At 56.9% G+C, this 13196-nt stretch carries 10 protein-coding genes; 4 read left to right on the plus strand and 6 right to left on the minus strand.

Annotated elements, in window-relative coordinates; translation table 11 throughout:
* From IF803_RS41210 to IF803_RS41230, 5 genes are all read right to left on the minus strand, one after another.
* Positions 1-1137 (minus strand): class I tRNA ligase family protein (locus IF803_RS41210; RefSeq protein ID WP_461196029.1); only part of this gene is annotated, 1137 nt, incomplete at its 3' end.
* A gap of 1656 nt (positions 1138-2793) precedes the next feature.
* The gene (locus IF803_RS41215; RefSeq protein WP_016841051.1) at positions 2794-2985 is read right to left on the minus strand and encodes a hypothetical protein; all 192 of its coding nucleotides are present in this window, start codon (positions 2983-2985) and stop codon (positions 2794-2796) included.
* A 1451-nt stretch (positions 2986-4436) separates the two neighbouring features.
* Positions 4437-5261: a YopT-type cysteine protease domain-containing protein gene (locus IF803_RS41220; RefSeq protein ID WP_075968507.1), complete on the minus strand. Its 825-nt coding sequence runs from the start codon at positions 5259-5261 to the stop codon at positions 4437-4439.
* Positions 5262-5822: 561 nt separating this feature from the next.
* A complete protein-coding gene (locus IF803_RS41225) occupies positions 5823-6242 on the minus strand; it encodes a DUF7694 domain-containing protein (protein ID WP_085964791.1) in 420 nt (139 codons plus the stop codon).
* A complete protein-coding gene (locus IF803_RS41230; protein WP_016842003.1) occupies positions 6224-6394 on the minus strand; it encodes a hypothetical protein in 171 nt (56 codons plus the stop codon). The genes IF803_RS41225 and IF803_RS41230 overlap by 19 nt, the downstream gene beginning before the upstream one ends.
* Before the next feature lie 155 nt (positions 6395-6549).
* Here IF803_RS41230 and IF803_RS41235 point away from each other — a divergent pair, with 155 nt between their 5' ends.
* Entirely contained in the window at positions 6550-6720 is a 171-nt protein-coding gene (locus tag IF803_RS41235) for a hypothetical protein (RefSeq protein WP_233475768.1), read from the plus strand.
* A gap of 1646 nt (positions 6721-8366) precedes the next feature.
* Here IF803_RS41235 and IF803_RS41240 read toward each other — a convergent pair.
* Positions 8367-8585, minus strand: coding sequence for a hypothetical protein (locus IF803_RS41240; RefSeq protein WP_016842006.1), 219 nt, complete (start codon positions 8583-8585; stop codon positions 8367-8369).
* An 846-nt stretch (positions 8586-9431) separates the two neighbouring features.
* On the opposite strand from IF803_RS41240, the gene IF803_RS41245 reads away from it, so the two are divergent.
* Genes IF803_RS41245 through IF803_RS41255 form a run of 3 tightly spaced genes read left to right on the plus strand, consistent with a single transcriptional unit; the run spans position 9432 to position 13015 of the window.
* Positions 9432-10901: an acetyl-CoA carboxylase biotin carboxylase subunit gene (locus IF803_RS41245; protein ID WP_016842008.1), complete on the plus strand. Its 1470-nt coding sequence runs from the start codon at positions 9432-9434 to the stop codon at positions 10899-10901.
* A 1-nt stretch (position 10902) separates the two neighbouring features.
* Positions 10903-11406: an acyl-CoA carboxylase biotin carboxyl carrier protein subunit gene (locus IF803_RS41250; protein WP_162136695.1), complete on the plus strand. Its 504-nt coding sequence runs from the start codon at positions 10903-10905 to the stop codon at positions 11404-11406.
* 1 nt (position 11407) lies between these two features.
* On the plus strand, positions 11408-13015 hold the full coding sequence (locus IF803_RS41255; RefSeq protein ID WP_026192385.1) for an acyl-CoA carboxylase subunit beta: 1608 nt from the start codon (positions 11408-11410) through the stop codon (positions 13013-13015).
* Positions 13016-13196: the final 181 nt, after the last annotated feature.

Below are 13196 nucleotides of genomic sequence, written 5' to 3' on the forward strand. Positions count from 1 at the left end.
ATGTGTATAAGAGACAGATATATTTGGAATTCGAGCGATTTCGCCTGCCCAGATCACGTGGCCGCGACTCGTAGAGAACTTCGAACCGCTCAGCCGAATGAAGTGATTGAAAAAAATTCGATCAAATGGGCGGAACGAGTTCTGACCCAAAGCGCATCCCGTAACTCCGACAAGCATCGGGATTGTGTTATCGATACCGGTACCGCCAATGAGGAACGCATTGGACTCGCGCGCAAAAGGATTGGGCTTGTGGGTGCCCTCCGTGTCCTTGTAACCGCAATAGAGAGAATGAGCGTAGAGTAAGGAGGAGTAGCTAAACAATATCTGCTGGCTGTTGAAATGTCGTGAATTCCAAGCCAGCCCGTGTAGTCCCGGTACGGTCAGCCTCATTTGCTGCCCTTTACGTGCGACGTACCGTTTCCCTATCTCCAGAAAGCTGGATTCGATGGCCGTATCGTCCCACTCCCGTAGAAGTCGGTCCTTTCCCGAAATTGAAAGGAATGCTGAAACGTTTTCCAACCATTCGACAATCCGCCCGCGCCTGGATACTGGATTCAGCGCTTCCTCGGGCTCAAAATGATGTCCACACTGTTCGCAGAAGAAGCTCCCCGCAGATGCCAGGCAAACCGGACAGGTTGCACCAAACCAGCCTCCAATGCAGAAACGCTCTTCTGGCGTGGCAGTAGAACCTGCATCGTCCACTGGTAAGCGACCTGCGAGGAAACGAAGCGAGCCCGCTGCAGATAAGGCGCCCATCAGCGCGTTGCCGACCTTCGAAAAGCGCTGCAGATTGCCGCCATACGCTGGGTCATCGAAATGATCGAAAACGACACCGACGGAGGCGAGATCTTCAACAATTCTGATATGGAAGCCATGTGCCAAGGCTGACGGGTCAATGTTCTCAAGAGCCGCTCGGACCAGGACATGGTTCTCGAAACCGTCAGTCGTCAGTCCAGAACGGACATGATGCCCCGCCCTCTTCAGGTGCTTCTGTACAACATCCATTCTGAGATATGGCCCAGCGGCATGCCCCAGATGTGCTCTGCCATTGGCGGTCAAGTTGACGGGAGATATATACACATCAACGGGATGCGTATTCGCTACATTTATCCGCGAGATCGTTGGACTTTTTTTCATAGCTGCACAGTGACTTCTATGAACACATTTCTGGAAACATCCAAACAGGTGCCAGACATCGCCGCTAGGGCGCGAAAACGCATGCGGCTTAGGGGTTATGGACGCAGTCCGGCTGCGTATTTCAAACTGGGCTCCATACGTCGAAGACCTGCAGCGTACTGTTTGAGATTTTAGAGCAGACGACGCTGTTTCGCGGGATACTCGACGTATCGCTCTACCTCAGCTCGCAACATAGGTAACCTCCTGACCAACCGCTGCTTGGATGCGATCAGTTCTGACGCCGTGAACGAAGCAAACGGCGCGCCAACTGAAAATGCGTGCTTCTTGGGCTTGTCAGAGCCTCCCGTTCGTCAACTTTCCGACATTGGTCACGAATCTCACAAGTGGGCCGGTAAAGCCGGATGAGAGCGGTCGTAGGCAGATAAGTTTCATTTTTTGCGACCATTGCAGCCAGCTGGTGATGCCGACGACTTGGGGTGGCGACCAGTCCGGACATAGCTTGTTTCCGCGGATCAACGCGTCACAGCTAATCGCTCACCATTAAATTAACCTGGGGTACGCCTGCACAACGGGCCGAGGTGCCATCCTAAACATTCCGCGCAATCCCTGGTTTAGGCGGGGGCCTTGATCCGGGATCGATAGCGCTGAGGCGCATACATTCTGTTGCATATGCCGTGGTTGGTAGCGACCGAGAGGTCAGCGAGATCATTGGAACGGATGTGGATGTCACCGAACAATACGCGGCCAGGCAGCGGTTGGAAAACACTCTTGCAGCACTGCAGGAAAGCGAGCAGCGAGTTCGCTACTACGCCGAAACGGCCTCGGACTGGCTCGGGATACCGGGCCGGATCACCTGTGCACCCGTCTTTCGGAACACGCGAGCGCTGCAGGCCTCTGGGCGGCCGAGCTCATTGGCCTGGCTCGTTGGGACGTTGCGTGCGATGTCGAGGCAGAACCCCAGAAATGGCAGCAGCATCGAGCAACGTTAGCTGCACATCTTCCGTTTCGCGATCTGATCTATCCCGTCATTCGCTCATTCAGCCACAGTACAGAATACGTGCAGCTTAGTGTGGCTGATTGTGGCGTCGGAATCGCTGAGGATGATACGGACCGTGTCTTGGATCCCTTCTTCACCACTAAATCAAGCGGTCTGGAATGGGACTTTGGATCTGCCGTTCAATCATGGAGGCTCACGGAGGGCGTCTGTCATTTGCCCGCAAGTCGGAGCCGGCTGCGACGCTTCAATTCACTCTGCCGCTGCACAGGAAAGCCATGTCGTGATTGGACGTTCTGAGTCGCCGCACGACGACAGGAAGGCTGGGGCCCGTCAAACGGTCGTCTCGTCGTCGTGAACGATGGCTCAAGGCCGATCGCTCAAGAACCTCTTCAATCCGTGCGCCCGGGCGTCGCCAATTTCGGACGGCTCGCGAGATACGGCGGAGCAAGCTTCTGTTGTCAACAGTCTGGTTCCACCCGGCTGGCGGATTGAGCGGTTCTCGATTTCCAGACCGAGCTGCCGTCATTGACCAATCGGCCCGAGATTGAAGCGTTGGCGAAGAGGTTCCGATCCTTCCGGTCCACAGGCGTTCCCACGAATTGGTGGAACGAACAGCTTTGTCTCATAGCCGCCGAACCACCGATGCCGGGACAAGCAATCTATTCGCACGCGGCGAGTTCAACGATCGTCGCCGTGTCGAGGACCCTGCCGGCAAGGTCCTTGATCAAGATCTCGTTTCCAGATTCGGCGAGTTCATTTGCCTTGGCGAGAGCTTGCTTTGCGGAGGAAACGACGACCCGGATAGCACCGTTGCCGCTTTTCGAATAAACCTGATATCCAACGCCACCCATCGCGCCTCGCTGACGAAGATCTCTAACGTTCCTACAGATCCGCGCCTAGTGCAAACGAGCCACAGCCCACACCTTCCGAACGGAACGAGTGCCAGGCGCTGGTCTGTAAAGGATCACTGGATACACCGCTTAGCCGGCGTTGTACGATTGAGAAGGCCCGTCGAAAGATGTTGATGCGTGCCTGGGTTGCCATCATCGCGAAACGCCCAGGGCGCAGCAAGCCGGTTCTGAGCGGCATCTCGCGAGGCCTCCCTTTCCGAACAAGCGCAGCGCCGCTAGCCGCTACTGACCCTGAGATGTTGTCCACCCCGTCGCCGAGAATGCTCGGAACGGAGCTTTGGCGACGATATATCTGGACCAATCAGCCGAGCTTGAAGCAGATCGATTTTCCCTCGACGGTACACTTGGCTTCTGACGAGGCTGGGACGCCGATCTGACGCTCAGTCTGTCTATTGGACTGCGGGGCAAAGCGACCGCCGCTCGATTTGCCGCTATCCTCCGCGACATCGTTCTGGCAAATCGACTCTTCTGAATGTTCCGCGCGTCAGCCTTTTCGGCCGGCCGCTGCAGGTCGCGCGCCTTCTCCCGGCAGCACTTAGCCGTTTAGGGAAGCCTCCTGCCGGTCGACCGCCGAGCGCTAAACCGAGTGATGGACGATAGAGTCCGACCTCGATGCGCCCCGCCAAGGGGCTGGGACAGCCACTGGTTGCTGCGCCTGCGAACAGAGGCAGATTGGTCACGCTTGGCAAATGGCCGCTATGGATAAGCAAGCAAGACAGTGCCAGCTGCATCCGGCACGGGTTAGAGAAGTCTCTGACTTTCGTCGATCGGCACCTGACACACGAGGCGGAGTGCCAGGCCATCTATGGTTTCTCAAAACGGAATGCGCCTTCACACCAGAGGCCACGGCGACCTGACGGTTGCTGCCGAAGACGTCCGCGGCTCCAGGTCGTAAAACTATCCGAATGCTTCACGGCGTGCCGGAGCACGAATTCTCGATGATGACGCTCGCCAGCCCCTTCACATGGACGTAATGAAACTGCAGATGATCTAGGGCGGGGTTCGTTCGCAATCTGGTGCTCAACACGCTCAGACAAATGCTGGCATGCAGCGCTGATGGACAATCCAGATCGCGGGTCAACCGCACCCGCGCCAGCATATGACGCTGTCGCAAAGCTCCTCACATTCCGCCCGCATTGCCGCTATCAACGCCCGCACGCAAAGAATGCACAAGTTCTCGCTCGACGAGATCGGCCCCTCATCAAGCGAACCTCTAACATCTCCACACCGTCAGCGTGGCTTCATCTCAGCACGTTGCCGTATGCTGAAGCGGCAGACTCGGAGCCCACATCCGGTTACCCCTAATCGCGACGTCCTGATTCTCAGGTCTCCATCGTTTCCGCGCCGGGAAAGACGGAGATCTCGGCAGAGTTGGTGAAAGCCCCGAACGCTCAGGCGACCCTTTGCGTGACAACGGTCGATATATCACGTTGGTTCGGGTTCCTGTAGCGCTCGGCAAGACTTTTGAACACCTCACCCATCTGATCTGAGCGAACAGTAAACTCCCCATAATTAGGATCAAAGAGGGTCGTCATTCCATTCGATGTCGACGTCGCGATTGAGTGTCTGCCACCTGCTGCGAAACGCAAGCTGAGCACGTACACCGATGGATCGGCCGTGATTTCGTTCACTATCTTGTTAATGCGCGAAGATGAGCCAAACCTATATCGTGTCTGTTCGTTGGATGGATGCAAACCCGCATCACTCAACATTTTGCCTCTTGCCTGAAAGTCATGAGAACCTCCTGCCCCAGCGTTTCGTAACTCAGTCTTGGCATCTTCATACTGCTTCTGCCGCACGGCCGCCGAGGCATGGTTTTGAGCACCCGGCTGCAGCGCACTCATTCGGGATGAGGGGCTACTATTGAGATCGAGCAGCCACTCCGCGGCCAACCCAAGGCAGATACCGTTAACATTGGCCTCAGGCAATTCAGCAGTCCTGTAATCGAACAGGGCACGGATCGGCCTTGCTGGAGAGGATGGATTGGAATCGGAGGACAGAGAGGATGTGCTGGAGTCGGAGGGCTCTGGACTGTAACCGTTTGCGTCTGGCCTGCTGCAGCAGCCCCCCATTTGGTCGAACGACTCACCATCTGACAGGCTCTCCTGTTGCGCGCATTCCGTAAGTGCTTGCGCAAAGCTGCCACTGTCCATCGACTGCCCCGATTGATCAGCCCGATTGGAAGCTATGGATTGTCCGCTCACTCGATTATACATGATGGCTCACCTGCCTCTTAAGCGCACGTTTCCTCAGAGCGAGTGCGGGATGCTCATGCTCTGCCTCTGAAGGATATTGCCGCAAGCTGACGGCGAGCTGTCGAGCCGACAAGCTTGGAATCGTTATCGTTCATGTCCCCTATTGGAGGCACACCGTTTTGATCGCCAGCTCTGTTCCGGGCGGGTGGCTGGGACTGCAGAGCACGTGGTTCCGCTTGAAGTGGTGCCCGCCCTCGATACGACTTCCGCTGTTGCTCGTACCCCTAGGTTCAACGCGCCTTTCCACAAGCACTGGCTTGAACACCCCCAAAAACTAATTCGAATCCCAACACGCCCACGATGAAAGTAGCTGCGGTGATGCATATGAGGCAAATCTTGCCGATTCAGTACACTTTAATGACCACCTGTGCGGCAGCAGGATTTCCGGCTGCCCCCCGGCACGTTGCAACTGGCAGAAAAGCCCGACATGTTCGGCAATCGCGCTGCCTTCCGGCGGCGCAGAACGACGTTTCTGCGCTAACCAAGCGCCCGCTTCTGCGCGGACATTGTTGATGCAACTCGTCATGCTGTCGCACTCATCCGTGCAAACAACATTGCCGCGTCGGACGGTCTTAGCCCAACAATGCCCACGAAGCTCGGCGGTGGCGTCGGGATGTCTCGATCAGTGGGTCTCCATAGATGCAGGCAATACCGGCTGTTATTCACATATTGCGAAAGAGGCGGATGCAATTGCATCACGCATTCCTCTTCATCCCAAAACAGGTCTTTTACGAAGCACATCTCTTCCCAGTTTGGACAACGCCGCGCCGTCGAGACAGCGACGTGCTCCCAGCTAGGACGAACTAATCCACTGATCTTGAGTTCACACCCGCAGGGACCCTGCACAAGAAACAGGCCGCAAGGGCCTGATCCAGGAACGCTGGCGAACTGGCCGTATTTTACCCGGCCAGCCTCAAGCTTCTCTATGATCTGCGCTCGCACGTCCCCTCCTTTGCCTCGCGGATCGCTTTGAAGTCGACGTAGATGACGTTGTCGGGCAACTGATCAATCGGCGCCAGCTCGGTCCTCACCCCGGCATTCCAAAACCACTCTTCAGCGAACCATCTGCTGAGAAATACGCTGATGTCCATCATCACTTGCTCTCCTAATTCTTGGTTTTCGAACGCTCACATCGTGTTTGAGGACACGACGGACACGCTCATCGCCCCCTTGATCGCAAGGCGCGCACGATCCGCTCGATACGAATCGGCCAGTTACACACCCATGGTTGACCCGACGGGCGGACCCGGTGGACGACTTCGTCACCACGTCGATCCTCGCGTGGGCCATCTTGCTCATCTATGCTGGCAGGCTTGGACTCTCATCGCCGAACAGCGCCGACCTGCAGGCAGATCAGCTCTTGAGCCTTAGCACGTCCAAACAAGTATTCATTGCCCTGCCCGTGCAGATCAGCTGGTGATGTGCTTGACCATATGAAATGGGTCGAGCCCGATCATGGCCCATCAACTCATCGACGATGGACCGATCGTCATCCCGGCGGCTCCATTTGATCGCATGTGATACCTGCTTGTAGATTCCATTATGGCGCGAAAACCGCGAGCGCTGCCGCCACTATGATTCGAAAGGGACGGCGCCTCGGTCCGCGCCGTCATGTGGGTCTTCGATAGCTCGCAGCACTCGCTTCTCGTGGTTTGAAACAGTGCCAATGCGTCATCTATGTGACCATGATCAGGCTGTAAGAGCGTAAACTCGAACTAGCTCGCATCGGAGCCGCAGCTGAGCCAACATGTCATTGAGTGAGCTGCCAACATCTCATCATTCTTCTTCCATCTCAGCAGCTCTTCGTCAGCTAGCGGTCAGGGAAGGAGGCTAGCTTGGCTTACTGCCTCAGACTCAATCGCGATCAACGGCGATCTTTCGGACCGCTTGTCGCCTGTGTCGCTGACGACGCACCTACTGGCGTTGGCTTTCAGACATCGGTGTCGCGAATTCGACTAAGGGCAGCTAGACCACGGCGCTGAACTCGACAAATCGCATTTTTCCTTTGTCAAAGCGGCGCCGGTACATCTCCGTTCGTGGCATGCTGATTGCAGCGGTCAAGAAAACGAAGCGAACAGGACGCGCCATAATCCACGATGGCCGTTTCGGCTGCCCGGAACGCTGCAGCGCTAAGCAGGCCGGCAATTCGCAGGGCTTTCGGCTGAGCGACGATACGAACGGAATTCTGACACTCAAGCCTTGAAGGAAGACCGCGAAACTCATGAGTGATACGAGACACCCAAACGCGCGCCCGCTTCCGTGGGCCAGCGCATCGTGGGATGAATGATGCACTGGCGCACACCAAAGCACCCCATGATCAAGCATTACGGCGCTGATTGCGGATCTTGGCCGACGCAAACGAAATGGAACCTGTGGCCACTGCTTGGGTTGTTCCTAAACGCGCTGCTCTGGGCCGGCATTTGCTGGATCGTCGCATCGCTCCTATGAGCGATACAGAATCGACGGCGATGTCTTGACAAATAGTGCGGCACACGAGCGCTTCTCGACCACTCGTATGCCGCGACTGTTCCGATCGAATCGTGCTGAGGATGAAGCAGGCGCACCACCGCCAGTCTGGCAGTGGCGATCTCTTTCTTTGACTTGGTTCAAGTCAACAACTGGCGGACTACCTAGACACGACATGCGGCTCTCTCGCGACGCAAACGAAACAGGCGGGGATAACAGGACAACGCCGCGAATCGGCGGACTGACATGACCCGCCAACATGCCGACTGACATCGACTACTACCCGCGCCCAGATGCGCAACTAAGGCCGGAAACGTGCTTTGTGACGCTTGCGCAAGGATGGCGACAGGGATCGCGTCGCCAGCCTCGCCAGCGCCCCGACCCCATCGCAACAGGAGCAGGCCGTCATACCACCATATTGCGCGCGGCCACCTCGTCCCTCTCCCCCGAGATCCATCGCCCCGCCGAACGGCGCGGCTCACCCCGTATACAGACTTGCAATAGACTTGGCCGCGCCGAGCGCACTGAGCGACCTTTGCTCCACAAAAGAAACTGCGAGCCGGAATGTGCGCGCGCGCTTTGCCGAAGCGCGGCCAGCCCTCACAACTCATAGTCGGACAACGCATCGTTCTCGTTTTGGCTCGCCTGCCAATCTTGGGCACGCAGAGCCAGCTTGTCGTATTCGATGGCAATCTTAAGAAGCCTATCTCTTAATTTGCCGTAAGCGAGTGCTTCCGCCTTCTTTCGCGTTGCTTCCGCACGGCCTCGCCAGTGATTGGGCTCGTAGAGTTTACTTTTTGGATTCATGGCGGTGAGCATGCAATTCTCAGATCAAAGAAATGCGACAACCGCGCTACGTACAATTACGTAACAGCGAGGCTCATCTCGTTAGCTACGCCACGGTACCATTCGCAGCCGCCGCACAGCAATACTGTGTGCACTGGTCCATCCGAACTCCCTCGCGCAGGCGTCGCTAAGACGGAATATGCACATTCCAAACATCTACAGGCGATTGGGCCCACAAAGGGGCTTGAATCGCTCGTTGCGTCAGATTGTACGATCCTAGACAAGTGAGGGCCACCTTCGACAATCTCGACGCTTCCTGACAGATAATGCGAACTGCGCGCCCGGGCCCATTTTCCGGTCGTCAGGTCATCTTGCGTTTGGCGCCAAATAACAACCACTGCACCACCGGCTTGAAAGGATATCATGAGTCAAAACCAACGACTCCGTTTGGCTTCGCTTCTCAATGCCAACTACCGCGCTATCGCTCTTGCTGTCGCAATGACAGCCGCAATCCCCGGACAGGTGAATGCGCGCGACCAAGCGCCGACCGCGGAGGAGAAGGAGGCTTGCATGGAGGACGTGTTCCGCCTGTGCAGCAGCCACATACCTGATCGTGCCGCCATTATGTCTTGTCTCCGATCAAAGCAAGCGAGCCTCAGCCAGCAGTGTCGCTACGTGATCTCCGTTCGAGATACTGGCAAGAAGAACAGTGACTCAAAGTGAGGGATCGCCGGCCGTGAGCGTGCCAGTTCACATTCAAAAATGGATCAAGCCTGTTCTTCCACCAAGGCAAGCGATCAAGCGCGGGCCGTCGAGAGTGGTACCAATCGGTCACAACTGACAGAAGCTCTGGCCCACAGTGCTTGTCCGGATAGGCGAATGCACAAATTACACTTCGATACGGTTCTAATCGCCAATAGGGGCGAGATAGCTGCACGAATCATCAAAACGCTGCGGAAGCTTGGACTCCGTTCTGCAATTGCCTACCACGAGGTAGACGCCCTGACCCCGGCCGTCTCCATGGCCGACTTGGCAATTCCGATCAGTGGCCGCACGCCGGTGGCGAGCTATTTGGACATTGCGCAGATCATAGCTGCCGCTCGCAAGGCGAACGCCGGGGCGCTGCATCCAGGATATGGATTGCTTTCCGAGAGTGCGGAGTTCGCCAGGGAGGTGATCAAGGCAGGCATTACCTTCATCGGGCCTGCTCCGGAAGCCATCGAACTCATGGGGGACAAGATCCGGGCCCGCAACTTCGTTCAGCGCAACGGCTTTCCAGTCCTTCCCTGCGCCATCGAAGAAGATGATCCGACGACATTCGTTTCGAGAGCGCAAGCTGTTGGATTTCCTTTGCTGGTTAAGCCGACGGGGGGCGGTGGGGGCAAGGGCATGCGAATTGTCCGCGACCCAAATGCATTGGAAGCAGCCATCGAGCAGGCGCGCAGTGAAGCGCGTTGCTACTTTGGAAATGGCCGACTTTATGTCGAACGATATCTCGAAATCCCGCGGCACATCGAAGTACAGGTGTTGGGTGACGCCTTCGGTAACCTAGTCCATCTCTTCGAGCGCGAGTGTTCAGTGCAGCGCCGCTTCCAGAAGATCATAGAAGAGACGCCCTCGCCCGCGTTATCACCACAATTGCGGACACGGATTTGCGAAGCCGCGGTCGGCATCGCCCGTGCGGCGCAATATCAAAATGCTGGAACGGTCGAGTTCATCCTCAGCGAAGGCGACTTCTACTTTCTCGAAATGAATACCCGCCTTCAAGTCGAGCATCCAGTGACCGAGATGGTCACTGGTGTCGACCTGATCGCCGAACAGGTTTATGCCGCAGCCGGCCGCGAACTTGCGCTTGCGCAATCCGATATTGCTTCGAACGGGCATGCGATCGAGCTCAGGCTGTACGCGGAGGCCCCCGAACGCGGATACGTTCCAACCACTGGCAAAGTACTTCTTCTCGAGTATCCGGACGGCGTACGGATCGACAGCGGCATCATGCGAGGTCAGCACATCACGGCGGCGTTCGATCCGATGCTTGCAAAGATTATCGTGCATGCCCCAAGCCGCATAGAGGCTGCTATGAAAGCCCATCGTGCGGTTCGAGAACTTGTTCTACTTGGGTGTGAGACCAATGCCAGCTTGCTCGCCCGGATCCTAGCTGACGAGGCATTTCTCGGCGGTCAGTTCCATACGGGATACCTTGAAGAAAACCCGCATCTTGCAACCGACAATTTTGCTACCGGATTGTCTGCGTTCCTGGCATCCGCCGCTCTCCTGACGAGACCGGTGCGTGCTTCCGCTGACGCCGTGCCCGAGCTTCACGCAGCATTTGGCAGCTGGAGAAATTGACGTGTATCACTCATTCGAGGTCGACCGCGTAGACCATAGGCTATGGCTTTCAACCAGCCAGCAGGGTTACCGGCTTCATTTGCGCGACCAAGTGATTGCCCCCGTCGCGTTCACGCATCACGGTGAGAGTAGTGGCATCCTGACCATTGCCGGGGAAAGCGAACCGGTCAGGTTTGCTATCGATGGCGACCTGATTCATCTGCATATACGCGGCAGAAGCCGCATTGTGCGCTACAATGACCCATTGCGAGCGCTCACTTCCGCGAATGACGAAACACGCCTGCTAATCGCCCGTGCGCCGATGCCTGGCGTAGTTGTTGCGACTACCGTTTCGCCTGGCCAATCAGTCTCGGCGGGAATGGCACTGATGATGATTGAGAGCATGAAGCTGCAGACGATCATACGCTCACCGCAGGACGGCATCGTCGATCGAATTCACGTCAAGGAAGGCGAAAGCTTCGAGCATGACGCTGAGCTGGTCACGCTCTCCGAAGAAGGGCGCTGAAATGCAGCGGATCGGTTCCGTAGCGGACGTTAACTCGCAAGCGTTTCGCCGCAACGATTGCCACAACAGACAGCTTGCGGCCGAATTGAAGGAACGGCAACGCGCTGCCCGCTTCCATCGGCCAGAACGGGATTTCGAGCGACTGCGTCGACAGAACAAACTGTTTGTTCGCGAACGGCTCGCAGCCTTGCTCGACCCGGAAACTCCGTTCCTAGAGCTTTCCACGCTGGCCGCCAACAAGGCGTATGATGGCGAGGTGCCCAGCGCCGCGCAGGTCGTCGGCATCGGCATTGTAGCGGGTCGGGAGGTGATTGTTCATGCCGACGATGCCAGCGTGAAAAGCGGTGCATGGTATCCGCTCTCAGTCAAGAAGATTGTGCGGGCCCTGGATATCGCCATCGAAAACCGTCTGCCGGTGGTTCATCTGTGCGACTGCGCGGGCGGGTTCCTGCCTTTGCAGGCAGAATTCTTTGCGGATCGCTACCACGCTGGTCGAATACTCCGGAATCAATCCATTCTCTCGAAGATGGGAGTGCCGCAGGTCGCCATCGTCATGGGCCACTGCACCGCGGCAGGGGCCTACGTCCCCGCGCTTAGTGAATACAACATTATGGTCGAAGGTACGGGGGCGATTTTTCTCGGCGGCCCCCCGGTCGTAAAGGCTGCCACCGGGGAACACGTGTCGGCCGAAGATTTGGGCGGCGCCCTCATGCATACCAACGTGTCGGGCACCAGTGATTACGTCGCAAGCTCTGAGATGCATGCAATTGCGATTGCCCGCGACGTCGTCGCTCGGTTCCGCCAACCGGCGAAAACTTGGATCGATCGAGTGGCTCCTGAGCCGCCCGCTTACAGTGCTTGCGAACTCTACGGTATCATTCCAAAGGATGCCCGAGCGCAGTTCGACATGCGAGAGATCATCGCTCGTCTGGTCGATGGCAGCCGATTTCATGAGTATCAGCCGCGTTATGGCACGTCACTTGTGTGTGGCTTTGCGCGGCTTCATGGATATCAAGTCGGGATCCTTGCCAACAATGGCGTGCTGTTCAGCGATAGCTCGCTGAAGGGTGCTCATTTCATCCAATTATGCGACAAGAATCGGACGCCCCTGCTCTTCCTGCAGAATGTCACGGGCTTCATGGTTGGCCGCGAATATGAGCGGCGTGGGATCACCAAGGACGGCGCTAAGCTGATCATGGCTGTGTCCGGAGCGTCCGTTCCAAAGTTTACGATTGTTTGCAATAGCTCGCACGGCGCGGGCACTTACGCTATGTCGGGACGCGCGTTTGATCCTCGATTTGTGTTCAGCTGGCCTAATTCTCAGATATCCGCGATGGGCGCTGAGCAGGCCGCAGGCGTTCTCACCCACGTCAAGGCACGACAGTTGGCTCGCGCGGGCGGACGCCTCTCCGAGCAGGAACTGGCAGCCATTCGAGAGCCAATTCTTGAAGAATATCACGAACGATCGAGCGCCTATTATGCGACCTCCGAAATCTGGGACGACGGCATCCTGGATCCTGTCGACACCAGAACCGCCCTCGCAATTGCATTGAGCGCTTCGCTCAATGCGCCGATCGATGCGCCGCAGTATGGCGTGTTCCGGCTGTAACGCAGGACCGAACACGAGATGCAGCTTGAGATAAACCACCTTGCGCAACCGTCAGCAGGTAGAGTTCGATGACAGCCAATCCGTGAAAGCAGTAGAGCATGGTGTACGTGACGTTCTGTGCACCTTCACCTGCAATCTGGCCGGCTACCTTCTGGTAGCCATAAGATCTGTCTCTTATACA

Source organism: Bradyrhizobium sp. UFLA06-06, from assembly GCF_054820065.1.